The sequence below is a fragment of the Weissella ceti genome (assembly GCF_018394055.1).
Classification (GTDB): Bacteria; Bacillota; Bacilli; order Lactobacillales; family Lactobacillaceae; genus Weissella; species Weissella ceti.
In genome coordinates this window covers 604,511-629,454 of the sequence record NZ_CP074441.1, presented here as the reverse complement: position 1 = coordinate 629,454, position 24,944 = coordinate 604,511, and the positions used below count along the sequence as shown (strand labels likewise).

Annotated in this window: 23 protein-coding genes; 22 read left to right on the top strand and 1 reads right to left on the bottom strand. The window is 35.9% G+C overall.

Annotation, left to right across the window (positions count from 1 at the left end; genetic code table 11):
* Nucleotides 1-170: 170 nt before the first annotated feature.
* The gene (locus KHQ31_RS03165) at nt 171-797 is read left to right on the top strand and encodes an NAD(P)-dependent oxidoreductase (protein WP_213409542.1); all 627 of its coding nucleotides are present in this window, start codon (nt 171-173) and stop codon (nt 795-797) included.
* A gap of 1,178 nt (nt 798-1,975) precedes the next feature.
* On the opposite strand, the gene KHQ31_RS03160 is transcribed toward KHQ31_RS03165, so the two are convergent.
* Nucleotides 1,976-2,563, bottom strand: coding sequence for a hypothetical protein (locus KHQ31_RS03160; protein WP_213409541.1), 588 nt, complete (start codon nt 2,561-2,563; stop codon nt 1,976-1,978).
* 1,512 nt (nt 2,564-4,075) lie between these two features.
* Here KHQ31_RS03160 and KHQ31_RS03155 point away from each other — a divergent pair.
* The 21 genes from KHQ31_RS03155 (at nt 4,076) to KHQ31_RS03050 (ending at nt 24,917) form a co-directional block, all read left to right on the top strand.
* Complete coding sequence (locus KHQ31_RS03155) at nt 4,076-4,687, top strand: hypothetical protein (protein WP_213409540.1); 612 nt, start codon at nt 4,076-4,078, stop codon at nt 4,685-4,687.
* Nucleotides 4,688-4,848: 161 nt separating this feature from the next.
* Nucleotides 4,849-6,210 carry an FtsK/SpoIIIE domain-containing protein gene (locus KHQ31_RS03150; protein WP_213409539.1) on the top strand — a complete coding sequence of 454 codons (1,362 nt, stop codon included), beginning with the start codon at nt 4,849-4,851 and terminating at the stop codon, nt 6,208-6,210.
* 357 nt (nt 6,211-6,567) lie between these two features.
* Nucleotides 6,568-6,924: a hypothetical protein gene (locus KHQ31_RS03145; RefSeq protein WP_213409538.1), complete on the top strand. Its 357-nt coding sequence runs from the start codon at nt 6,568-6,570 to the stop codon at nt 6,922-6,924.
* Nucleotides 6,911-8,122: a replication initiation factor domain-containing protein gene (locus KHQ31_RS03140; RefSeq protein ID WP_213409537.1), complete on the top strand. Its 1,212-nt coding sequence runs from the start codon at nt 6,911-6,913 to the stop codon at nt 8,120-8,122. Before KHQ31_RS03145 ends, KHQ31_RS03140 begins: the two co-directional genes overlap by 14 nt.
* Before the next feature lie 99 nt (nt 8,123-8,221).
* Nucleotides 8,222-8,536, top strand: a complete 315-nt coding sequence (locus KHQ31_RS03135; RefSeq protein ID WP_213409536.1) for a hypothetical protein — start codon at nt 8,222-8,224, stop codon at nt 8,534-8,536.
* A gap of 89 nt (nt 8,537-8,625) precedes the next feature.
* Nucleotides 8,626-9,633 (top strand): conjugal transfer protein, encoded by a 1,008-nt coding sequence (locus tag KHQ31_RS03130; protein ID WP_213409535.1) that lies wholly within the window; start codon nt 8,626-8,628, stop codon nt 9,631-9,633.
* A 27-nt stretch (nt 9,634-9,660) separates the two neighbouring features.
* Entirely contained in the window at nt 9,661-9,879 is a 219-nt protein-coding gene (locus KHQ31_RS03125) for a hypothetical protein (RefSeq protein ID WP_213409534.1), read from the top strand.
* Nucleotides 9,880-10,257: 378 nt separating this feature from the next.
* A complete protein-coding gene (locus KHQ31_RS03115; RefSeq protein WP_213409532.1) occupies nt 10,258-10,773 on the top strand; it encodes a hypothetical protein in 516 nt (171 codons plus the stop codon).
* Nucleotides 10,774-10,821: 48 nt separating this feature from the next.
* On the top strand, nt 10,822-11,319 hold the full coding sequence (locus KHQ31_RS03110; protein ID WP_213409531.1) for an antirestriction protein ArdA: 498 nt from the start codon (nt 10,822-10,824) through the stop codon (nt 11,317-11,319).
* An 89-nt stretch (nt 11,320-11,408) separates the two neighbouring features.
* Nucleotides 11,409-13,961 (top strand): ATP-binding protein, encoded by a 2,553-nt coding sequence (locus tag KHQ31_RS03105; protein ID WP_213409530.1) that lies wholly within the window; start codon nt 11,409-11,411, stop codon nt 13,959-13,961.
* Nucleotides 13,962-14,138: 177 nt separating this feature from the next.
* Entirely contained in the window at nt 14,139-14,852 is a 714-nt protein-coding gene (locus KHQ31_RS03100; protein ID WP_213409529.1) for a class A sortase, read from the top strand.
* A 16-nt stretch (nt 14,853-14,868) separates the two neighbouring features.
* Nucleotides 14,869-15,270 carry a hypothetical protein gene (locus KHQ31_RS03095; protein WP_213409528.1) on the top strand — a complete coding sequence of 134 codons (402 nt, stop codon included), beginning with the start codon at nt 14,869-14,871 and terminating at the stop codon, nt 15,268-15,270.
* 11 nt (nt 15,271-15,281) lie between these two features.
* Nucleotides 15,282-17,630, top strand: a complete 2,349-nt coding sequence (locus KHQ31_RS03090) for an isopeptide-forming domain-containing fimbrial protein (RefSeq protein WP_213409527.1) — start codon at nt 15,282-15,284, stop codon at nt 17,628-17,630.
* A gap of 512 nt (nt 17,631-18,142) precedes the next feature.
* Entirely contained in the window at nt 18,143-18,349 is a 207-nt protein-coding gene (locus KHQ31_RS03085) for a hypothetical protein (protein WP_213409526.1), read from the top strand.
* The gene (locus KHQ31_RS03080) at nt 18,346-19,146 is read left to right on the top strand and encodes a hypothetical protein (protein ID WP_213409525.1); all 801 of its coding nucleotides are present in this window, start codon (nt 18,346-18,348) and stop codon (nt 19,144-19,146) included. The genes KHQ31_RS03085 and KHQ31_RS03080 overlap by 4 nt, the downstream gene beginning before the upstream one ends.
* A gap of 62 nt (nt 19,147-19,208) precedes the next feature.
* Entirely contained in the window at nt 19,209-19,760 is a 552-nt protein-coding gene (locus tag KHQ31_RS03075) for a hypothetical protein (RefSeq protein WP_213409524.1), read from the top strand.
* A gap of 71 nt (nt 19,761-19,831) precedes the next feature.
* On the top strand, nt 19,832-21,886 hold the full coding sequence (locus tag KHQ31_RS03070) for a midas domain-containing protein (RefSeq protein WP_213409523.1): 2,055 nt from the start codon (nt 19,832-19,834) through the stop codon (nt 21,884-21,886).
* A gap of 213 nt (nt 21,887-22,099) precedes the next feature.
* Entirely contained in the window at nt 22,100-23,275 is a 1,176-nt protein-coding gene (locus KHQ31_RS07875) for a phage tail tip lysozyme (protein WP_265583743.1), read from the top strand.
* A gap of 22 nt (nt 23,276-23,297) precedes the next feature.
* Nucleotides 23,298-23,870, top strand: a complete 573-nt coding sequence (locus tag KHQ31_RS03060; RefSeq protein WP_213409522.1) for a hypothetical protein — start codon at nt 23,298-23,300, stop codon at nt 23,868-23,870.
* Nucleotides 23,857-24,465, top strand: a complete 609-nt coding sequence (locus KHQ31_RS03055) for a hypothetical protein (protein ID WP_213409521.1) — start codon at nt 23,857-23,859, stop codon at nt 24,463-24,465. The genes KHQ31_RS03060 and KHQ31_RS03055 overlap by 14 nt, the downstream gene beginning before the upstream one ends.
* Nucleotides 24,465-24,917 carry a thioredoxin family protein gene (locus KHQ31_RS03050; protein WP_213409520.1) on the top strand — a complete coding sequence of 151 codons (453 nt, stop codon included), beginning with the start codon at nt 24,465-24,467 and terminating at the stop codon, nt 24,915-24,917. The genes KHQ31_RS03055 and KHQ31_RS03050 overlap by 1 nt, the downstream gene beginning before the upstream one ends.
* Nucleotides 24,918-24,944 lie beyond the last annotated feature (27 nt).

Here is a 24,944-nt window from a genome sequence, read left to right as displayed (position 1 = left end):
CGATAACTATTGAGCCAATAGGCATATGTTCAGTTTAATAATATTCATGCGTTCATATATACATACAGTTGTATTTGTTTTTAGTTTTTTTAAAGGTTCTTTGGCGTATAATTAAATATGGAACTTGAAAGAGCTCAAATACATTACAAAATATTTGGAGGACAGCAAAAATGAAGGTAGGAATTATTGGTGCAACTGGTAAGCTAGGATCACTATTAGTAGAGCGTTCATTGAAAGAAGGATATGAGACAACTGCAATTGTCCGTCATCCAGAAAAGCTAACGAATACCAATGATTTAGTAGTGGAGAAAAAAGATCTTTTTGATTTAATCACTCAAGATATCGAAAAATTTGACGTTGTGATTAATGCTTACAATGCACCATCAGATGACTTGAAGCAATTTAGCACTTCAATGCAAAAGTTGATGGATATCTTTCAAGGTACAAAGACGAGATTGATTATTGCTGGTGGAGCAGGAGTTTCATATTTACCAGATCATTCACGTGTGATTGACTCACCTGATTTACCAGCATTCATTAAGCCTTTGGCTGAAAATGAAGTTGCGGCATATGAGTTGTTGAAGAATGACACGTCATTTAATTGGCTTTACATGACACCACCATTGGACATGCAATTTGATGCACCACATACTGGACATCATTATTTCTCAGGTGAGAACTTGGGAGTGGATGAAAATGGTAAGAGTTATATTAGTTATGCTGACTATGCTGATGCGTTTATGGATGAAATCAATTCAGGAAACAAGCATCAACCAATGGGTGTATACGACAAATAAATTATAAGTTTATAATTATACCAACCACTCAAATTTGGGTGGTTTTTTATTAGTTAATCTAGCTTATTAAATATACAATTCATATTCTTGAGGATAGATTTAAAGTCTTTGAGATACGTATGAACACTGTCATATCAATGATTAGAGGAGTTTTTAGATTGTGTTTATAAATTTAACATGATAAGCTGAGGATACAAGTTAATAGGACGGTGGCTGACTTTCATCGAAAGGTGGTGGTGCGTATGGTGCAAAAAACCAACACATCAAAATCTGTAGAAAGGAGTTAGCTGACAATGTCTCTAGCGGAAGGTATCAGTTTGTTGATTGCATTCATTTATGTGTTGTTACACTAATTCTAAGATCGCAATAACAACAATAGCCCCAAATATTTAAAATATTTTTGATGAGTTACACGCTTTAAATAATCAATTGAGAGTCACCACAAGTAACTTGTGAAAAGTTAATAGTTATCAGAAATACGCTGAAACAATGGCATCAGTTAATTATCAAACTGTGACTGGATTTAACAGGCACAATATGTGAGTTTGAGCTGTTTCTGAAATACGTCCTCAATAAACAAGATAACCAAGTATCCACAGAAATAGTTTGAAATAATGTCTCAATGCGTTTATATAACGTCATAAAAAACAAAGCAATTCTGAATCAGGCGCAAATAATCAAGAGAATTTTTAAATCTAAAATGCATAAAAGAGATTCATAGTATGAGTTACTAGAAGGTTAGTGATAAATATTCGTGCTTTCAAAACTATAATATTAAAAGCATAGAAGTGATAGAGAAATGCGTTACATAAATGTAATGTTTATATTCTTTATCATCTCTATGCTTTTTCTTTAGTTTATGGGACAAAAAGAAAAAGCCGACTGATTAAAATCAGCGGACTTGATCTTTGATAAATAAATATAAAAAGAATAAAAGATTTTCATTCATTTACAGATATTTATGCATGTAGAATATGGATAAGTATAACATGTAGTTGAACAACCGTAAATCCTTTTATTCTAGGGGTGTTGCGGACGTAAAAGAGAACAGTTTGACCCCTTTATCAATAAAGCCGAAACTTAGATTGAAGAATTTAAGTAATTCCTTATCGTGCGAACGTAGTTCAATAGGGGATATGTCATTTAATGACTGGTTGATAGACTACTATTGCGTTTATTTAGGATTTTAGGAGTGAAACAATTAATGCAATAAACGAAATTATTATTGGTAGAATTGTTAGAGTATTTGATATGATAATATTTTGTTTTTTTATATCAACTTTGCAGAAATAATCAATAGATTGGAATATATAGTGGGTTATCCAAATCAAGAAATACCATTCTATCATTAAAAGCATGAAAAAAGATATACCATACAATATTCCGTTTGAACGATATATAAGTTGTTGGATACACATTGTTGCAATGAGCAATGTAAACAATATTGGGTGCGTTGCTTTTATTTCTTTGAAGGATAGTTTAGTTTTTTCCTTTATAGTTATCTTTTTTGATCGGGTAATAGGCATTATACTCGTTGATAAAATCGCCATAATACCTAGTATTAAGTAATTTAAAATTATTTCATGATTATCATTTAATTTTATTATATATAACATTTTATTTGTATATGGAATTGACATCATGATTAATAACAGAAATGTTGCGATCATAAAATCATTTGTTGTTTTTGATGGATTATATATGTATTTTGGTACTTCTGGTTCAATTAATTTTACTTCTATTGGTTTTTTCTTGTGTTGTTTCATAATCCGTAATTCCTTAAATAGACTTAACGTAAATTGCGACGATGTATTAATTATACAGAGCAGGCGAATATAATATCAATCCATACTGGTTATCATTTACGTGATAATCAGTTTTTATTTTATGTAACAGACTAACTATTTTAAAAAAGAAATTAGTTTTAGTTTCCAGTAACGTTTAACACTTACAAACTACATATTAATAGATATAGTAACTTCTAAAGTGCTATTGGTAACGAATGTTTCTTAATTTGTTAATGATATATTCGTTAGAAATACACATTGTAGTCGATTTGTAATTAATTAAATCCGCATAATGCCTAGGGGTAGATCCGTTTCGGTTACAAATACATTACAATTTCAAAAAAATTGGCATTAGGGGTTGCAACCAAAATATTAATATTAAAAGCATAGAAGTGATAGAGAACGAAGTTACTAATTCGTAACGTGTTTGTAATCTATCGTTTCTGTGCTTTTTCTTAGTTATGGGACAAAAAGAAAAAGCCGACTGATTAAATCAGCCGACTTGATCTTTGACAAATAAATAAAATAAGAACAAAACCTGTTCAAACATTTTAGATGTATAATGCCACTAGCAAAGAACATTATACATCTAAAATATCACTGAACACAATAGGTCTTGCTTCTAGGGGTGTTGCGGACGAAAAAGAGAACAGTTTGACCCCTTTATCAATAAAGCCGAAACTTGGATTGAAGAATCTAAGTCATTCCTTATTGTACGAATGTAGTTCAATAGGGGATAGCCCATTTAATGGGGTCTGGTAGACTACTACTGCGTTTATTATTTTTTGAAGAAAGTTAATATGGTAACCAATAAGAGTCCAAAACTCAACAAAATTGGAGTTAAGATTGTTAGGTTTTTACCTAAATAACTATGTTCTTGAATATCAACAGTATCAAGATAATCCCAAACTAATGTTAATATGTGTAAAGTTACACTTACCGTTATGAAAATATAAAATACAGAGATTATGTGCATATTTGTAGTTGCAGGAAGAGCAACAAATGCAGATAATAAGAAACAAACAATCGAGAACAGTATAAGGCAATAGCCGACAACAGAACGATTTAGAGATTTGTTTACGACAGAATACACTAATATAATGCTTATTGTCGTAATTAATGAAATTATTATCATCATTATCCATAATGTTACAATTGTGTTTGATAGGTTTTCAGTAAAAGATAGTGGCATAGAAATAATAAATGACAAAAGAAAACTAGTTAAACATAACTTCAAAATATATTTTTTTGTATATGTAAATTTATATGGTGTTTTCTCATTAGGGAGCATTGTTACTTGGATAGGTGGTTTTTTCACGTGTTTCATGTTTTTTCCTTAATAATAAATTTAACGCATATTGCGATGACGTATTAATTATACCGAGCAGGCGAATAGAATATCAATTAACAAAACTGATTATCAACTAGATAGTCGGTTTTTATTTTGCAGTAAATCAAATTATTTTAAAAAAGAAAATGGAGAATTTTATTATGTTGACACTTATGGATCTACCTTTGAACGTTGAAAATACACTTGGAAAGTTGAAGTATGGGGGTGTAAATGGTGATTTTATCTCTTTAAGTGCTGAAAAGGTGCTTGGTAATCATCTAATTACCGTGAAGAAACAAGATAACTTTAACCCAGCAGACTTTAATTTTATGGAAGAAGTTCGTTTAATTAATGCTGAAATTACATCATCAGGGATTGGTCGTGATACAGACGCCAATTCAGGTGTATTGACTGGAAAATTGGTTAAGGCAGATTCAGATGAAAAATCACGCTGGGCAGACGAAGTAACTGGTGGATCAGATATTATGGTCACATTTTCTGATAACGATTATGAAATCCCTGTTAATCAATACATTGGACAAGAACTACAATTCATTGGTGTTAAGACTGGATTCTCACAAGCAAAGTCTAATGAACGTCGTCAAGCAGCTCGTACTGGTGAAGATATGGACGCTATTAAGGAAGACGTTGTTAAGTTGAGTGTGCATGATAAGCAAAAGAACGAAACAGTTGTTGTGGACATGCCATTACCATTGCTAAGTCAAATTGAAAATGATTTTGTAATGGGAGATGATATTAAATTGACAGAATGACGCATTCGTTTCTTTAAGCCTGATGTTCGTAACTGGTCTCATTTGGTAAGTGCTACCAACGTTGAAAAGGCTAACGCCAAGGTATCTACACCTAACAAGCCTGAAACAAAGCAAGAAGGAAAGAAGGGATAATCAATCCTTTGAAAGTAGGTGGATAGTACATGTTTAAACGTGGCTTTCGTATTTTTTATAGCTTTGATAGATTGCCAGCTAAAATGATTTGGTCGTTATCGTTGCCTATTTTGATTGTTCCTATTATTCAATTATCAATTGCCAGTTACCATTATTTGTGGACTGGCTTTTTTAATATCAATTATGTTATTTTAATCGTTAGTATTTTGGCGTATTTTGTGTCGGTGTTAGTGTTATGGGCATTTTACCGTGCGAAACGTTATGATATGGGATTTTGGGGCAAGATTTATAAGATGACCTTAGTGGCAACCAGTATTAAAAATAAACAGTTGTATACTGAAAAAGTCGTTAATAAAGATGGTAAGCAAAAGAAAAAGCTTGTTTATTATCCACGTCTGTATGTTAAATTTTTGCCGACTGGTTTTCAGTTATATCTACCACAAGACGGTAATAAATTTCAAAAACAATTTAAAGACGGGATCTTATCGAGTGAAATTGTGATGTCTACACGTTCTACAAAGTCTGATGAAACGGCAGAAGACGGATTTGTGATACATGAATTTTTAGTTTTCCCTGAAAAGGCACGTGTGCCATTAGATGATATGGAGATTAAAAGTGATTCTATTCAAATCATGGATGGGTTTACATGGAACTTTGCCAAAGTACCACATATGTTAGTTGCTGGGGATACTGGTTCTGGTAAGTCATTTTTCTTGTTTTCAATTATTTCTGGTATTTTGAAATCAGGTGCTGATTTAATGGTTGCTGATCCAAAACGGACTGATTTAGCTAGTTTGGCACAAACAACGGGTTTGAAAGGTAAAGTGGTTTACTCTGATGACCGTATTTTAAAGGCATTTACAAAGTTTTATGATGAGATGTATCTACGTGCAGAAGAATATACTGAAATTCTGAAAAACGATGACGGTATGGGCGATTATCGTGATTTTGAATTGAAACCTAGTTTCTTTGTGTTTGATGAATTTGGAGCGTTTGTAAGTAAGTTGGAGTGGAAACAACAAGAACAGTTGAAGAAACAAGTGGGTGAGATTGTTATGCTAGGTCGTCAACTTGGGTTTTTCTTGATTGTGGCTATGCAACGTCCTGACGCTGATAGTATCGGTTCTGGGGCTCGTGATCAATTCCAATTCCGTGTAACGTTAGGAAAGATGAAGTCTGCTGGATTAACGATGATGTTTCCAGAAGCTGACCCAAATGATTTTGTTAACCTATCAAAGAAGTTGAAAGGTTGGGGCTATGCCCAAATGTCACCTGATTTACCACGGGCATTCTTTGCTCCGTTGATTCCACGGGGCTTTAAAGCAAAAGCATATTTTAACAAGCTAGGCGAACAATTAGCAGAAAACACAAATACAGAAAAAACTGAATGATGAAGTTTAGTTGCTGTTACGACAAACAGCGGTATTGTAGACAAAGCAAAAGAAGTTAGAGAGTGTTGACCTTAACAATAGTGACGTTAGGAACTGGGTGTAAGGTGTCGCCGTTAGGCGACACCACACCCTTGTTAAGGGGTACAAACTCTCTTTTTTTGTGTCGGAAATGCCGATGTTCTTGCGGTCGTGGCGTTATCAGCAACTTTACTTTATCGTCCAGCCCCCGTTTACCTAATAGGGGGGCTTAAAAATAAGCAAAAAACAGCGCTAAACGTTGATATGATAGCTCTGACGTTGATTTTAGCAAGTGTCCCATTTGATTGAATATGGGACACGACTAGAAAGGGTTAAATAATGAGTGAAATTGTAGAATATAAGTTTTTCGGATTAGAGCATTTACTGGTTTTGCCAGAAAGTGATCAGTTCATTTTTACGTTAATTGACCCGCAAGGGGCTGAAATTACTTGTCTAGCTAATATATGGACTTTACCAGCTGAATTACCTGATTTGTTAGGTACTATGTCCGTTGAATCAATTACGCCGGTTGAAAATGGATATGACGTGGTTAACTTTTATAAATCAAGTCTTTCATTTGACGGGCAAGCTAAGGTAGTTCAGTTGTGGTGTGAATGGCGTGAACGATTGCGTGCAACAGCAACGATTGGCTTAGCTAAAATTGATGACGGGGAATTTGAATATGATAACGTCTGAACAATTAAAACAGTATCGTGTGGAACGTGAATGGTCTGTTAGGCAAATGGCAGCCTACTTAGATATTAGTAAGACAACGTATGCCCGTTATGAATCAGGCGCAAATGAAATACCTGAAAAAGTTCAGGAGCGTATTCATTTAAGTTTTACGTCTTTTAACGGGACTATGGCAATTGCGCTCGATTACTTACGTATCAGTTTTGAAACTTTAACACCTGAAAAAGTTATTTCGGACGTGTTAGGCATGAATATTGACGATTTTTCAACCAGTGGTGGTAATGCAAGCATGTTGTACAAGGCTTCGCTTAACTACTCTGGTTTTTTCTATATTCGAGTATTTACTCGTTCTGAAAATGTTGATGAAATCGGGGCGTTACTACAAATATCTGGACGTGGTTGTCGGTCTATGGAGTTTCTGTTACAAAAGCAAAAGCGCACTTGGGTTGACTTGCTCTATGTCGCAACAATGCAATATTCAGGAAAAGTGACTCGTATTGACATGGCGATCAATGATTACATTCAACCACGGGGCTGGTTCGACATTGACACCTTGATTAAGTTAGCCATGAATAAGGACTACAAAAGTCGTTTTAGAAGTAAGCCAATTATTCATGGTAATGAATATGACGGGTGGACGTTAGAGTTTGGTAAGCGTGGTAATGTGTTCTTTCGATTTTATGAAAAGGACAAAGAAGTTGCGAGTAAGTTAGGAACAACTAAAAGTGATTTAGGTATTGTTAATCGGTATGAATTACAGATTGGCGATACTCGTAAAGCTATGCAAGTTGTGCATGATTGGATTGTGAGCGATGACTTAATCCCAACCGTATATGGTTATTTCAATCGGTATATTACGTTTTATGAGTATATTGATCCCAAAATTAAAGCACGTGATGACTATGTAGAAGCAGAAGATAGACCTGTCTTTCAACAATGGCATTACTTCGTCTTACACGCTAAGGAAATTGTATTTGAAACATTGCCAGAAGAAGTTAGTTTGGAAAGGTCACTAGCATGGATTCAACGTTCAGTAGCTCCGACTTTGAAATTACTAGATGAAGCAGGTGCATTATCCGATGTTATGGAGTTTATGCGTGAAGCTGAATTATCTCCCAAACATGAAAAGCTATTAGAAGCATTAAATCGACAAATTGAAGAAGAAAACACACTAGCGAATGAATTTGAAAAACAACATTAATCATAGAACACGGGTTACTGAAAACAAGCGGGTGGGTATTCAAAGTTAATGTATTAAAATTCTAACTATAAATTACAGTGAAAAAAGGAGACCATTATTATGGCAGGACAAGTATCAGCAACACGATTGAAGAAGGCACTACAAGAAACACAAGAACACGCTAATCAAATCACGGCAAGTATGGCTAAGCTAGACAAAGAAAAGCTATATGCTGGGACAGCTGAATTGGACGCAATGATTGCAGAAGATCCAATGTTGGAAGATTTGTTTGCAGATGAATTAAAGGCAATGCGTATGAACTTGCGCTTTATTGCTAAGAACTCTGGGATTGTTAAGAACGCTCAAAACGTCTCAAAGGCTGTTGAAGAAGCAGTTGCAAAGGCAGATCGTTTCTTGAAGTCAGAAAAGAACTAAATATTAATCTAAAACAACTATTCATAAATGAACGGTTGTTTTTTAATTGCCTAAATGGCGGTGTTTTCAGTAAAAACTTTGAAAGGAACGTGAGTATTATTAAGATTTTTGGGTTTAAGAAAATTGAAAAGCTAAAAGCTAAGCGACTACCTAAAACACGCAAGATTTCTGTAAAGAGAACTCGCTGGATCATGGGTACGTTGATTGGCTTGTTAGTGATTAGTGGACCATTAGCATTTTTGAAAGTCTCAAATGTCACGGAACAAAATCGGCATTTAAGGTCGCAACAAAAGAGTTATGAAGACAAGCTAGATAAGGCACAAACTGGTTTGTTGGCATATAACCCGTCATTGGGGCGTTATTTAAATGAATTTCTATCTGTATTTGAAACTCGTACGGGAGAGACTGGCGATTATCAAAAATGGCTGGACAGTTTAAAGCCGTACTTTGCGACTGACTTAGATGTCTCTAAGTTATCTGTTATGGACAATTGGAAAGCTCAATCGCTCGAAAGCTCCGAATTAGTGGCGCTTTATGTTGAAAATGACGCTAAAATTGCCCAAATGAAGGTTTCTGTAAAGACAACTACGGGTACTAAGGAAGTTGAGAGTGGTAAAGGCAAGCATAAAAAGAAGAGTAAAGTTGATGTGCATGAGACACAAACACTTTTCTTGAATATTCCATATGCTGAAAAGAATAATCGTTATACAGTGGTTGCGTTTCCGTTTATGACGACTGAACAATCAACGGTGGGACACATTGCTGATAGTTTGGTTCGTAATACAAACGAACAGTCTGATCTTGAATCGGCTGACGTGGATTCAGTAAACACGTTTACTACGAAATTCTTAGAAAAGTATGTTTCATCTCCAACTAAGGAAATGGAATTTGTGATGAATAATCCTGTGGGATTGAATGGTGCATACAAGGTTAAGGCAGTTACAGATACGCAAACATCTGGTAAGCCTAGTGAACCACGTGTATCGGGTGTTGTACAGTTAGAAGATACAACAACTGGGGCTATTCACGCTGAACAGTTTGATTTGTCATTGAAGAAGCAAGACGGCACATATTTTGTCGTTAAGTTTACACACTAAAAATTATAGAAGTAAGGAGAAGAGCTTATGAGTTTTGTTGGATTACAACAATGGGTACAACAACAAGGTGGATCATTATTGATCATCGCCCTAGTCGTTGGTGGATTGGTTGGATTCTTTAAAAAGGATTTCAAGTACATTTTCATCTTGGCTGGTGTGGGTGGATTCGTCTACTTATTGATTACACAAGGACAAATGATTATGCGTGTGATTTCTAATCTTATGCGTATGGTATTTGGTAGTTAAGGGTATGAAAAGAGAGACCTATAACTATCGTTTATTGTTTAGACATAGTTACACATTACGTGGACGCACGTCGTCAAAATTTGGTGGGATTACCTATGCAGTTTCATTGGAAAATTTTGTGGTGGTATTGTTAGCGTTTCTTGTAAACTTACCCTTTGTGTACTTTGTTTGGAAAACCATGCCTAATTTTGTATTGGCGTCTGTGATATTTCCGCCTTTTATTGTATATAAAATCCATGATATGGTTAATCCTGACGGTTTAAAAGTACACCAGTATGTGTGGCAATATCTTAAATACATGTGGCAGTTCTACTTACCTGATAAGACAATTTGTCATGATATACAAGTGTTCTATACCGAAGATGAGGTACAGATTAAATGAATGACTTCACAATTACGTTTCGTAAGTCTAAAACAGGCGAAACAAAAACATTTTCAGATGTAAAGTTATATCCAATATTCGTTACGGAATGGCTACAAGAAGAGCCATACGAAATTGTTGATCATAACTTACCTTTTGACTTATCAGCATCACTCGACTATCCAGCGTTATTTGAAAGTATGCAGTCTATTACATGTAGTATTTTAAGTAGTATGCCATTTGAGACCGTAAAATCATTTTTGCAAAAGCATTATGGGTCATCTTATAAAGGAATTGCATTGTTGGATTGGACAGTCTTTCCTGCAAATACTGACGAAGAATTTGCGTTTGAGTTTTATCATTGGTTGGAGTATTCAGAAGATGAGTTCATTACAACGTACCTTGATGACCAGAGAAATTACTTGACTGAAAATGGTGAGTTTAACTTTAAGTTAGTTGGTCAAAAATTAACGATTACTCGTAAAGATTACATTACAAAAATACCCGGATATTATTTATATGAATCAGTATAGCTACTAACTTTTGTGTTGGTAGCTTTTTAGTTTAGAAAGGAAAAACCTATGTCGTTTAATGCAGACGAATTAACCATTACCTTAGTCAAAACAAGCAATAATGAATCACGTACATTTAATTATCCTTTTAAAGCAACGGAAATAGCCCAATGGATTGGGTCACACGAAGTTGAAGTTGCGGATCATAATATGCCATTTGATCTAACGTATCCCTTTGAAACAAAACACTTGAATGAAGTGATTAGTGAATTGTCAAATAGTACGTTGAGTACCTTATCAGATAATGTCATTCGCAATATTGTGGACAATGTGTACGAGGGTTCTTGGAAAAGAATTTTTAATCCTGATCAACTGACGATTATTGAAGCACCCGATGACCGTAATTTCGCCATGGAACTACAAGAACAAATGGGGTGGGACGCTAATACGTTTGTCATGTCTAATCAAGATATTTTAAATTATATTGATTGGGATAAGGTTGGACGTGACTTGCGTCTATCTGGTGACTATATGGAGCTAGACGGATACTACGTTCAAAGTAATTAAATATATACAATCCAGCTATAAAGTTCAGCTTTAATTACGGGGTCGCACTCGGGCTGGATATTTATTTTGTACCAGAAAGGGGAATGATCGTGGGAACAAAATTAAAGAACCCAATGCGTGCCATTCATGAGAACTTACTTGTGAATAAGGACGGAGACGTATGGGGGTATTTTCGAGTAAAAAGTATTAGTATTTCAAATCATGACAGCAAACAAAAAGAAGCGCATAAATTAAAATTATCTGCTATTTATAAAAGACTCGCTAAGTATGGTGAATTTGAATTAACTCTTATTCCAAAAGAATTTGATTTAGAAGAACGTTTTTTTGGCGAAACATCACTATCAAACGATTTTGCACCTGATGTGGAACATGTGGCGAAACATTACGCTTCTAAGCAAATTAGTCTCCTGAATAAAGAGTTTGATACTATCACTGAAAGTTATTATATTGTGGGTGTCAAGTTGAAGTCATTTCAATATGATCAATCTATTCGTTCATCGGTTAAGTCGGTTATTAATCAATTTACCCAAGCCATTGCGAGTGGTATAGGATATGAAGTTGAAATTGCTGAAGACTTTTATAAGTCATATGTGGATAGTAATACGGAAGCTGAAAATATTCTAGCGCCACTAGGTGGACAAGCTTTAACAGAGAATCAATTAGCTTACTTTATCCGATATGGATTTATGCGTGGGATTAAGCATTCAGTTGAAACTGAAAGTCGCGATCACTTTTTAGAAAACATTTCAGATACAACACTGAATGCGACTAAGCGTGGCACGATTTATATGAAAAATACAAATGGTTCTGGTTATGTGGCTATGTTGCCTGTGTCTGAAACACCCGTTGACTTACAAAATAGTTTGTTTTATGAAGTTGCACAAGCTAAGAAATTTCCAGTTGAACTGCGTATGAAAGTTATGACCGAACAAAAATCAGGTCTTTTTGGAACATTGAAAGGAAAACTTTCCGCTTTGACAAAGGAAATTGGGTCAGAAGATAAAGACGGATATATTGCTGGGCAAATGGATCGTTCAGACAAGCGAAAAATGACTAAGTTTTTATTGAATCAAATGAAAAATGGTGTTGATCGTGATAATGAATATTTCCGTTTTATGGCAGTATATGTGGTCTATGGCAAAGATATACAGGAAATCCGTAAGCGAGTATCATCTTTTAAAAAAATGATGGCAGACCGTCAGGTCGAACTAAGTACAGCTAGTGCGCAACAAATCGACTTATTTTATCGCTTTATTCCCGGCTATTCGTTGTTTGGCGAGAAACGTTGGTTACAATATGCGTCACAAGACGGTTTGGCTGAAAACTTATTTGGCATTTCTCATCAACTAGGAAACAATACAGGTTTTGTAATTGGCCGTGTATCTAATACGATTCGTAGTGAAAGTTTAAAGAAAAGTGTTTATTCATCAAAAGACTTAGTATTATTGAATCCATCAGTTTCTAATCAAGGGTTACAAGGCGCAGCCACTGATAGTCCGCATATTTCGATTACAGGAGAAACAGGTAAGGGTAAGTCATTTCTAGTTAAGTTAATTATGATGTATCAAGCCATGATGAAAGGGAAATTGTTATATATCGACCCTAAACAAGAAATTAAAGGGTGGTTTGATATTGCAACTAGTAATCCCTCATTTAGAAGTAAATATCCTGAATTAATGGACTTAATTAATGAATTTCACTTCACAACACTGGATCAAACCGATTCTCAAAACTGGGGCGTCTTAGATCCCATTGTTTTTATGTCGGGGTTAGGTCAAAGTTACGAAATTACTGAACCTGATGCAGATCCAGCGTATGACGTTGCCGTAGCGATGTTCTCGCAAGTCTTTCCTTTGAATAATCAAATCATGAAAACGCATTTAGAAAAAGCGATTAAAGATGTGATTAAGCAAAAATGGGCAGGCAAGCAAGTGGGTATGTTGACTGTGTTGGACGTTATGAAACAATCAGCTACTAAGGATGACATTAAAGAAATGGCAGAAGCGATTAAAGATCGTGTGACTGGTGGTATTCTACGCCTAAGTTTCTCTGACGGTTCAAATGATTCGGTTAGTTTCAAGACACGTATCAATATTCTGGAAGTTGCGGGACTAGACTTGCCAAATGAAAAAGATGATCCAGCGACTTATACAGATATGCAACGTAACTCACTGGCAACCATGTTTGCACTAGGTAAGTTTGCGGATAAGTTTGGACGTGAAAATCCGAAAGAGTATACCTTTGAAATTATTGACGAAGCATGGATTTTCCAAACGTCATCAATGGGACGTGCTATTTTAAAGTCGATTAAGCGTGTTGGTCGTTCCTTTAATAATGCGTTGGTTTATTCAACACAGTCGATTGCGGATATCAGTTCAGAAGATGATCACGGACAAGTTGGGGTCGTATTCGCCTTTAATGAACCGACCGAAACAGACGCCATTTTAGATTATGTTGGCTTAAAGTCTAGTGATAGAAATAAAGAATGGTTTGAAAGTTTTATTAAGGGAGAATGCTTGTTCCGAGATGTCTACGGACGTGTTGGTAAGCTAGCGATTCATTCAATGTTCCCTGAATTTACTGAATTATTTAAGACGATTGAGCGTTCAGAATCTGCTAAGGCAGAAGAAAAGTTTAATTAGACAAATGGTTAGTTATGTAGCGTTATTTTTATTATGGGTATTTATTATTGCTCATTTAGATAATTTGTTTAGTTCAAGTGATATGCCTATATTAAGGATATGTCAAATTGGCACAATCATTTTCGCTTTAGTGCTGGTATTAGTCTACGGTTTTCGTTGAAGTAGAAAGGTGATAGTATGCAACAAAAAGTACGTAATCCGTCTAAGAAAAATAAATGGATCGGACGAATTTTAGCGTTAGTTATTTTGGTGTTGAGTGGGGCGATTGGGTATGAGTTATGGGCAAAACCTTACGTCATGGGGTATGTCATTCAAACAAATACAGTTACTGATCTACCTACAAAACGTGCGGTTAATAAAGGCGATAAAGATATTGTGTATGGCGATGATAATACCGCAGTTTCAAATATCTCGGAACTTCTGGCACACAAAAATGGTACGGGGACGTTAATCACACGGGGGGCTATTTCAATTCCCGTCCAAAATGGTGTTCAAACCCCGATTCAAACCCAAATCTATGAAGGTAGTAGTAATTATGTGCTTGCTTATGGGGCAGGTACAATCAAGCCAAATCAAAAAATAGGTTCAGGAAATTATGCGATTGGTGCGCACAATGTTGCGGATAATCGCACGTTGTTTAGTCCTTTGCAAACACAAATCGATGTTTCTAAGAGACCAATTGCTTATGTCACTGACGGAGATAGGACATACAAGTATGCGTTAAATTCATGGCAAAGGCTTAGCCGAACTACAAAAGGTCTAATCGCAGACCAAAAAAAGCATAAGAAAACACCGCAATTAACGTTAATCACTTGTTACCTAGAATATCCTAATTTTTATGACGCACTTGATCGAGTTGTTGTGACTGGCGAACTGATTGGCGTTTCGTAATCGAAAGGAGAAAAACGTGTACTTAAATAGCTTCTTAACGTATGACCTACAACGTATGGCACCCAAGGGACTATATGCGGTTGAACAAGCATTACCAGATAACTGGGGACAATTAAATATTCAAGCAGAGATACCTGATGAGACGACAATGTTATTTGTTTCATTGGGTATTTTTAATACAGGTATTCAAGTTGCGGGTGTGATTCCTGTTAATGGGCGACTATTGGCTGGTAAACAATTAGCAGTCTCTACACAAAGCATGCGTTCACTAGGCTTATATGCAGTCGACGCACTCGAACAACTGATTCAACAAGTCAATCAAGGCATAAATAATAATGCTGGATTAGCGCCAACTACGGCGTACAAACACAATGATGTTCTGTATCAATGGACATTATTATCACTTGAACAGATATAAAGGAGAAAGACATGGTTTCAAATAAAAACTTGAAAAAAGCAATGGTTATCGTTGGTATGACAAGCGTTGGTGCAGGAACAGCAATGCCCGTTATTAATGGATTGGTGCACGCTGATGAGAATACCACTAAGCCAAATCAAAAAATTGGACAACCCGATTATAAGACCGTTGATCAAAAAATCAATGACGCTAAGAAGCAAGGTATGTCGATTGATGTTAAGGAAAAGACGGTCAAAGTGTCTAATAAGGCTGAATTTGACAAGGCTATGAAAGACGGCGAACAAGCCCGTGACAAACAAGAAAAGGTGCTGGATAAGCAAATCAAGGAATTCGGAGATTGGGCAGGTTCTGATACTGGACTAGAAGGAACTAAGCCACAAGATATTCAACAAGAATTATTGATCAAGAAAGCACCAAATACAAAGCTAGATTTGTCCGCTGTGAATGCTAAAACAAAAGCCGTTAAGATTGAACATGATGACTTTTCAAATGTGATTAGTGGGTCAGCTGGTAGGGTCGTTGATAGTCAATATGCTTATCAAGTCCAAGCAAAGGAAGCCAATAACGCCGTAGACGGGAATATCGCAACGGCAACGTATACGAACATTGACGCTTCTTACGGTGGCAAGAAGATTGCTAAGGCGATTTATACCTACAAGAATTTGGAAAAGAATAATACAGGTAATCAAAATGCACACCCAACTATCTATATCTTTAATGATTTGACAGATACGGTTTGGTATAACAATTCAAATGGGATTACAGCCAGTGTTAAATACTATGATGAGCAAGGTAACGAAATTTCATTTAAGGATAAGACGGCTTACTTTACGATTGGTTCACTGAATGCACGTTACAGCGAAACGTATTCAGGTGGAAAACTAACCAAAACAGGACCTGCTTACCACGTTGAATCAGTTGAATTAGTCAAGGGTGGTACTTTAACTAAGTTAGCTGGGTCAAGTATTCAAGCACATGGTACAAAGGCATACGCTGACGTAACAAATGAAGGTAATGAACAAACTGTTACAGACAATGTTGTACCAAAAGCATGGAAAGGTTGGGATAATGCGACAAGTCTACATCGTATCATTGGAGCAGTTGCCTTAAACCTACAAGGGACAGGGCAAGATATTCATTTCTATACGCAACGTGAAAATAATAAGTCTACTGCAAGCACTTGGGCAACGTTAAGTACAACGATTGACCCGTCATTGCCCGCACCAACAGGAACGTTTGAAAAGACCAAGGTCGTTTGGGACATTGAAGCGCCAAAAGCACCAGTCAAGGCACAAGTTGACCAAGACGGAAATGTTGTCACAGATAATAATGTGAAGATTACGGATAAGATTTCATATGGACTAACGGCTAAGATTCCCGAAGTTGATAGTAAGGGTAATGATATTAAGACGGTTTCAATCGTTGATCCGTTAGAAGATGTCTTTAAGTTTGAAGGTGGTGTTGTCAAGTTAAATAATGCACAAGGTAAAGATATTACAGCAGACGGCACACTAAAATTCGTTGAAGGGACAGGTGTTGTTTGGACGCCTAAGGACGGTTCTAAGTACGCCAATAAGACCGTTTATATGCAACTAGAAGTGTCAATCAAGGAAAATGCCGATCTATCAAAGTATGAACAAGACGGACATTTGGTATTCCCTAACACGGTTTATATGACTGTGAATGGTGAAAAGATTCCAGGTAATGAAGTAACCGTTGTCCCAGCTGGCGAGACTACACCAATTGTGAAGAAAGTAGTGATTGATAACTGGGAAAAGGCAATCGCAGATACTAAGACACAAGCTCTTGATGACGCCAAAGATGAGAGCGGAGCATTCATTGAAAAGGGGCAAAAGTTTGGATACGTACTGGATACAAAGATTGATGTCTTGAATGAAAAGAGACAACTTACAAAAACATTTAAGGTAGCTGACACCCTAGAAAAGGGCTTGTCACTGGATACAGTACAAATTGTGGACAAGACCACACAAACTGATATTACAAAGGACTTTGAACAAGCTGATAAGGTTACGGCGACTTTGAATCCTGAAAAGATGACGGACTATCGTGGTCATCAAATTCAAGTACGTCTGGGAGTTCACGTTGACGAAAAAACTGATCTAACGGCTTATAAGCAAAAGGACGGTTCATATGCAATTGACAACGTAGCCAACAAGGCACAAAACGAAACGACAACTGAATCAAACAAGGTTGATGTTAAGTTGAAAGCACCTGAACAAAAGCCAGAACCACAATTACCTAATACTGGTAGCAAGGTTAATGGTTGGAAAATTGTTACATTAGTAGTTGGGTTAATTAGTACTGTTGGTGGCTACGTTTACTTTAAGAAGCGGGGATAATATTAATGACACATTAATTGTTGAATAACTAAAAAACCAGCAACTAATGGTAGTAGTTACTGGCGTGTGTATCGTATTAAAAAGGATTAATAATGAAATGATATTATTTCATCATTGAAAAAATCGTATATTGGCTAATTAAAGCAATGCCCATAAGGCTACCGCCCAAAATGAGCCAAGCAATGAATAACCACTTAACAAATTTCATCGTAGAATTTACGATAATATTTGCCAAATGATCCACGTTTTAAGTATATCAAAATAATCCAGCTAAAAAGTTCAGCTTTTATCGGGGTCATACTCGGGCTGGATTTTTTGTTTGTGGAAACACAGACACAAAAAAACGCACCAACTATGGGGGAATTGGTGCGTCAGTACGTCAAAAGCTCATGGTTAAATGAAAAAATTTGTCGGAGTGGCTTGTGAATATATAGTGCCAAAAATATTATCGTTCGACGTACTTGAACATTATATCACAAAGTGAGATTAGAATTACAGGAAAGGTTTAAGCTATGAAACAATACGGCGTAGAGATTGTACAGTTTGATGACAACACATTTGGTGTACGTGATTATGAAAAAAATTCACGTGGTAAGCACACGACAACGGAAGTACAACTTGTTAATAATGTTGTGTCCTTAGACCAAGAACTACAATTAAGAGTGAAGCAACTATATGAAAAATTTGAAGCAGATCAAGTCAAAGGAGACGAACAATGAGATTACAATATTTACCATATCTTGAATATGAACATAAGTTTGATACCCCAGTAAACATTAATGAACCAAAAGTTCGAGATTATTGGCGGATTTACAAGCAATATCCTTGGAAACTTTTTGATAGTGTTTTTACAGCAGGATTACGGGTGGTAAGAAATATCTTAACCGTGGTATTACCTTTTATTGTATCGGCATTAGTGATTAAATATGGCGGTCGATTAATTCTATTTGGGTTAAGTAAGTTGAATGAGCAATATCCTTTATCCTGGTTTGATGATTTTCAAAAGAGTTTGTCAGGCTTATTGGTTGGTGCATTACTTTTGGTCTGGCTTCTTATTTTATTTTATACATTTATCCGTATGCAGATGTCAGCAGAAGAAGATGTACGTGGATTACTCTATAAGGATATTTGGACACCACCTGTTGTAATTTTGTGGGAACGTAACAGGTCTGGATATGTACCACACGAATATGAATTTGCTACGGACAAGTTAACTATTCGGGATCGTGCAAGTTGGTTTAAATATCATGATTTATCATATGGGCAACGATTAGTTCAATCTTCAATTACTGAACCGTCAGTTGGATTTGATATTATATGCAAAGACACTGATGATATACGTTTCATAGAAGATTTTATTGCTGAAACCAAACGACAAAATGGATTGAGTGAGTACGCTGAACGCTTGAATGTAATTACAGAAGAAACAGATTATGGCACGGTTACGTGGAATCTGGGTAATGGTACTGATGATTTACCAAAGAAAAGGAATCTAAAATTAGGGATTAACCACTGATACAAGTGTGTTTATGGTATAATTAGTATATAAATACAAGTGAATTAGGGGATATTTCGATTATGAGTAAGAAACAAATGTTGTGGATTGGGTTAGCTGTTGTTGCGGTTGTTAGTCTGTTAATTGGTGGGCAAATTATTGCAAAGCAAAAGGCAGAAAAGAAGCAACAAGACAATATTCAAACAGCATTACAACTTGTGATTGATACAGATAATAAAGAACAAAATTCATTAAATGCAGAAGAAACACTATTAATGCCACGCACGAAGGATAATGTTGACGCTACTGTTTTTGCTAATAAAAATGGTAATGATAATGAATATATAGTTAAAATGAAAACTCCTGTTGAAACTCTTACAAATGAACGTGGGGAAATGGGACACTTAAAGTCAGTTGACAACGTGAAATATGAATACTTTACATCTTATTGGTCAGTAGATTTTTCAGTCGACAAACCGTCAATTTCATTAGGCGGTGTTGCACGTTCATCTGACGTTGATGATGATGACGAAGTCAAGCAAACCGTTGGCAATAAGTTGTATGAAGTAAAGAATTATAAAATTGATCAAAATCCTAAGGCAACAGTTGAAAACATTTACAATTATAAATTTTAATAATACATGTAACGAATGAACAATCACTAATAATACTAGTGATTGTTTTTTTATTTATGGGAGAATTAAGAATGAAAAATAAATATTTTAAGCGTTCAATACTTCTTGTGTTGAGCGCTTTTTTGATAGCCTTGATATTTAATATGGTGATCGGATCTGCAAATGAATCAAATAAACTAATTAGCGCTGTTGAAACAGGAGATATGGACTTCGTACTAGATAAGATTGCCAATTTCCGTTTATATCATATGTCTTTGGGCATGACTGATATTGCGCTTGTACCAGCATTTGCTTTATCAGACATGATTTGGGGACTAGATACTGTTTTATATACGGTATGCGATAAATTACTTGATGTTTTGTTTAATCCAGTTGCAATGAACGACACGATTTTGTGGGTTACCAATATTTCACAAAGTCTATTTACTGGATTATCAGGTACGATTTTCTTAACTGCATTTACATTGAGTGCCTTAATAGCTATTTTGTATTTCTTTACAAAAGGACGTACAGCGTCTATTAAGCAACTCATTTTAACAATCTTATTAGTGGCAGGGTCTGTTGTATGGTTTATATTCGCACCTGTGATTACAACCACGATGAACACTATTTCTACGGAAATTGGAGCGACTGTTGCAAAGAGTGTATCAGGTAATTTGGAGGATAATAAAAACGCAGGACAGATTGGATTGGTTGCTGGAAATAAGGAAACATCAGGTAATGCAAGTAATCAGGTTCGCCAATCATATTTCAACCAAAGTTATTATTCTCTTTGGAGCTTAGGTACTATTGGTATGTCTAATCCAACAATTGACATGACAAAGGAGTTTCTAAAAGATAAGCCGTTAGAAGATAAAGATGTTGATAAGTTGAAAGGAGATAGTTACAAGAATTTAAAGGATCAACAACTCTATTTTAATAAGTTTTCTGGCCCATTTAAATTTATTGTTTCTGTTGTCGGACTAATCATTATTCCATTAAAGGCAGCTCCTTATATTTTGATAGGTCTCTTTAATTGGGTTATCGCTATGTTGATTATGGCGTTGATTATTTTCTTACCTGTATTAGCTCTAATTTCATTTTTCCCAAAGTACAACAAGTCAATGATTACGGGTATCAGTAAAATTGTGACGTATTTTGTGGCTAAGGGACTAGTCGTATTAAGTATTGTGGTCGTTCTAATTTCAGAAGTAATTGTTTCTAAAATGTTAGGTACAGGATTGACCGTTGGTTTTGCTGGACTTGCTGGATTAATTGTAGGAACAATCCTACAATTCGTTCTTCTTTATTTGGTATGGCAAAACAAGAATAAAATCTTGTCAGTGATAACAGGTGGCTTAGTTACAAATGTACCGTTTGTCGATAGATCTATAAGTGACCTAAATAGACGAATGGGTAATGTAATTGATGGTCTTGATGAAAAGCATGTTGATGATCCATATAAAAAGGGAGATGGAACAAAGCCAAATTATTATGATCTGAAAAAGCTAGAAGCAATGGATTCACAAGATGATATTCAAGATAAGGATATAGAAAATTATGAACGTTTAGATGATGAACCTGATAACGGAGACGAAGAAGAAATCGATACTTCTGACAACGATGAAGATATTGATGTTCCAGAAGATGAAGATATTGATTCACATGACGATGAAGATATTGATGTTCCAGAAGATGAAGAAGTTGACTTCCCTGATGACGAAGATATCGATGTCCCAGAAGATGAAGAAATTGACTTCCTTGATGATGAAGATATTGATATTCCAGAAGACGAAGAAACTGACTTCCCTGATGATGAAGATATTGAAGACCTGGAAACAAACGAAGATATGGAGTTCACACAAGAAAACACCAATTTTGAGCATGAAAATGTGGATATGCCAAACAATGTAGATGAATCACCTAATTTGACACTAGAACAAGTAGATGTTGAACAACCAGTACACAATTCTGATTATACAAACATAGATAATGATGTGTCCAATGTTTCAGACACGCAAATTTCGTCAGATGTTGAATATGATTCATCAAACATAGATAACACACAAAGTCATAAGATTGATTCTATCGAGCAATCAGATGTCGAAAATACAACACATACGAATGATGAGGTTAACCATGTTTAAGGCAATCGGGTATAATAGTGGCACGCTTTATGCAACGGGTAAAACACGAGCTGACGTTTTACGAACGCTACAAGAAGCGTACCCAAACCCTAAAAACGGGGGTTCGGAACGGCGATTCTATCCTGAACCTTTGATATTAATACAATAAAAAGCAAAGACACACCTTGAATTATTTAGGTTGTGTCTTTTTTGTTTATAAAAAGGAGACTAGTGTTGAAAAAAGCCGGTGTTGTAATTATGGGACTATTTTTAGTCTTTATCTTATTTGTCGGTGCTTTGTTCGGTTCGACTGGATCAAATTGTGATGTCCTTGATTCACAATCTCCTGGACAAGGTAGTAATGGCGATTGGACAAAGAAAGATAGTCAAGTATATAAGAATATGATGTATGCAGTAGAACATCTTAAAGCTATGGGATTTTCAGGCGATCAGACCGCAGTTGTTTTAGCGATTGGATATAAGGAATCTAATTTTGATCCCAAAGCTCATAATCCTGGTGGTGGTGTTGCGGGTATCTTCCAATGGTCTGGTTGGTCAAATACTGTAAATGGTAATCGTATCGTGTCAGAAGGCTCAATTAAGGCAGGAGACATGGGAACACTTACTATGGAAAATGAAATGAAATTGGTTAAGTTTGAATTACGTGGTACGTACAATCATGTCTATAAGAAGTTCTTAGCCACAACTAGTATGGCAGACGCTGAACGTGTCTGGTCTGCTGGTTATGAAGGACTAGCAGATACTGATGAAGCGCAACGAAAAACAGCACAAGTGTTGGCGGACGCGCAATCTATTAAGCAAGCGTTGAAATTAGACTATGCTGTTTCTGGCGATCATTCAGACCTTGGACAAGACGGTTTGGAAAACTCAAAAGAAGAAAACGAAGCCATGACAGACGCTTCCAACGGATTAGGTTGTGATAATCGTGGTACCGTTGGTGGACAACAATCAGGGGCTGCGGTTAATAAAGTACCAAAAGACTGGATCGATAAGATTAAATTTGATAGCGATCGTTCAGTGACCTACTCTGACAATAAGTATCCTTTTGGACAGTGTACGTGGTACGTCTATAACCGTATGAAGCAAGTAGGTACGCCTATTCAATGGTTCTCAGGGATCGGCGGTAACGGTGGTAACTGGGGTACATCAGCTAGTCAAGCTGGGTACACAGTAACCAAGAATAAACCAGAAGTTGGTACAGCTGTTAGTTTTAAAGGCGGACAATTTGGGTCAGTTGCCCCATATGGACACATTGCGTTTGTTGAAGCAGTTAAAGATGACGGATCATTCTTAGTGAGTGAAGCAAACGTTGTGAACCCTGGTTCAGGACAAGTATCATTCCGTGTAATTCCTAGTGGTCAAGGATTGACGTTTATTTCAGGCAAGTAATGATGAGAAAGGATAACAACTAATGCAAAAAGACAGAGTGCTCAAAATGAGCTTTTTATTGTTTTATGTAGGATTGGGTAGTTGGTTTGCTTACCAAGGTATACATGCGCAACACACAACTGCTGATTTACGCGAAAATATGATTGAACAACGTCAAGAACAGCAAAAAATTGACAATGATATTCGGTCACTCACTGCTAAAAAGACTGTTACAAAAGAAGTTGATTTAACTGATTTTGACCGTAAAACAAAAGATGTTGCGTTATTGATGTACAACACATCGTTTGCAAATGATAAGGAACTCCAATTGTATAAGGAAAAAGTATCAACGCACGTTACGCCAAAGGTATTAGAAACAATTAGCGCTGAACGTATGCCAACAGTTTGGAACAAGCAGACCAAGACACCACAATATCGTGTCTCGAACATGGGACGAATGCAAGTGGAGAAGAACGGGATTAATTATCTAGTGACTTTGACACCTGTGGACAAGCACGAACTCAAAATCATTTTACAAATGCACTACAACGTCCAATCTGGTTTGGTAGATGATTTACGGGCAGAAAGGGAGTTAACAACACATGCAAATGAATAAGTCTAAATGGTGGAAAGTAATCAGTATTGGTGCGTTATTAACTGTTGGGGGCTTATTTATCTGGCAAGCGCAACAAGTACAAAAACTTGGGGAAATAAAATTAGAATATGCTGTAAATAAACAACAGATTGATCATGAGCGAGCCAAACTCAATCAAATTTCTGAAACAGAACTGATTAATTATAAACATGATTATGTGACGAAAAGTGCTGATAAAGTGATTGATACATTCTTTAAACAGGTACGTACTTATGATAGTTCAGCAAGTTATAATGCCCGTAAAGAACGTGTTGTTAAAGCCGATGTAGCGACTAATAAAGTAATTGATAGTAAGTTATTTAAAACTGATCGACAATTGACTGGCGAAAATTATGTAGATAATACAGGTATAACTGTTCAATATACGAAAGCACGTTTTTACGTTCAGGCAGATTATAACGGACAATTAAGTGGGCAAGTTATGGTGGATAGTGTTTTACGTAATACCGACTATGAACATGAATCAACAGCTATTTATAACGTGACCTATGATAAAGAATTAGGAAAATTGACTGATGTTCAATATATGTATGGATTATTGAAAGGAGACCAGTAATGGCAAAAACAAAAAGTAACGGAAATATATTTAGTGATTTAACATGGAAAGGTTGGCTGGGATTTGTAGCAATTCTACTCGTTTTAATCGGCTTTGGTTTCGGTCAGTACAATAAGGTACTATCTGATACTAAACCAGTGTCTGCGCAACAAGTGACTAATGCGGTTGATAATAATGAACAGGTTGTTTTTTATCATAGTGACTGTTCCGCATGTCAAAAAGCTATGCCACTATTAATGGGACGTAATCTAATTAAGAAAGACACGTTGTTTATCAATATCAAAGGTAAAGAAAATCGCCAGTTGTTGAAGAAATTTGATATTAAATCAGTACCAACGTTAATCAACGTTAACGGTACATTTTCAAATGCGCCAGCTACGTCGCTTATGGAAAATATGATTATTGAACATGATGATAATTTCTATCAAAGTACATCTACCACAGCGCTATAATAATAACTACACAATTGCATATAAACT

Coding starts and splice junctions, on each gene's coding strand:
- KHQ31_RS03060 (WP_213409522.1), top strand. CDS start 23,298: ATGCAAAAAGACAGAGTGCTCAAAATGAGCTTTTTATTGTTTTATGTA.
- KHQ31_RS03150 (WP_213409539.1), top strand. CDS start 4,849: ATGTTTAAACGTGGCTTTCGTATTTTTTATAGCTTTGATAGATTGCCA.
- KHQ31_RS03160 (WP_213409541.1), bottom strand. CDS start 2,563: ATGAAACAACACAAGAAAAAACCAATAGAAGTAAAATTAATTGAACCA.
- KHQ31_RS03110 (WP_213409531.1), top strand. CDS start 10,822: ATGTCGTTTAATGCAGACGAATTAACCATTACCTTAGTCAAAACAAGC.
- KHQ31_RS03050 (WP_213409520.1), top strand. CDS start 24,465: ATGGCAAAAACAAAAAGTAACGGAAATATATTTAGTGATTTAACATGG.
- KHQ31_RS03085 (WP_213409526.1), top strand. CDS start 18,143: ATGAAACAATACGGCGTAGAGATTGTACAGTTTGATGACAACACATTT.
- KHQ31_RS03075 (WP_213409524.1), top strand. CDS start 19,209: ATGAGTAAGAAACAAATGTTGTGGATTGGGTTAGCTGTTGTTGCGGTT.
- KHQ31_RS03135 (WP_213409536.1), top strand. CDS start 8,222: ATGGCAGGACAAGTATCAGCAACACGATTGAAGAAGGCACTACAAGAA.
- KHQ31_RS03100 (WP_213409529.1), top strand. CDS start 14,139: ATGCAACAAAAAGTACGTAATCCGTCTAAGAAAAATAAATGGATCGGA.
- KHQ31_RS03145 (WP_213409538.1), top strand. CDS start 6,568: ATGAGTGAAATTGTAGAATATAAGTTTTTCGGATTAGAGCATTTACTG.
- KHQ31_RS03055 (WP_213409521.1), top strand. CDS start 23,857: ATGCAAATGAATAAGTCTAAATGGTGGAAAGTAATCAGTATTGGTGCG.
- KHQ31_RS03080 (WP_213409525.1), top strand. CDS start 18,346: ATGAGATTACAATATTTACCATATCTTGAATATGAACATAAGTTTGAT.
- KHQ31_RS03155 (WP_213409540.1), top strand. CDS start 4,076: ATGTTGACACTTATGGATCTACCTTTGAACGTTGAAAATACACTTGGA.
- KHQ31_RS03070 (WP_213409523.1), top strand. CDS start 19,832: ATGAAAAATAAATATTTTAAGCGTTCAATACTTCTTGTGTTGAGCGCT.
- KHQ31_RS03125 (WP_213409534.1), top strand. CDS start 9,661: ATGAGTTTTGTTGGATTACAACAATGGGTACAACAACAAGGTGGATCA.
- KHQ31_RS03090 (WP_213409527.1), top strand. CDS start 15,282: ATGGTTTCAAATAAAAACTTGAAAAAAGCAATGGTTATCGTTGGTATG.
- KHQ31_RS03165 (WP_213409542.1), top strand. CDS start 171: ATGAAGGTAGGAATTATTGGTGCAACTGGTAAGCTAGGATCACTATTA.
- KHQ31_RS03140 (WP_213409537.1), top strand. CDS start 6,911: ATGATAACGTCTGAACAATTAAAACAGTATCGTGTGGAACGTGAATGG.
- KHQ31_RS03115 (WP_213409532.1), top strand. CDS start 10,258: ATGAATGACTTCACAATTACGTTTCGTAAGTCTAAAACAGGCGAAACA.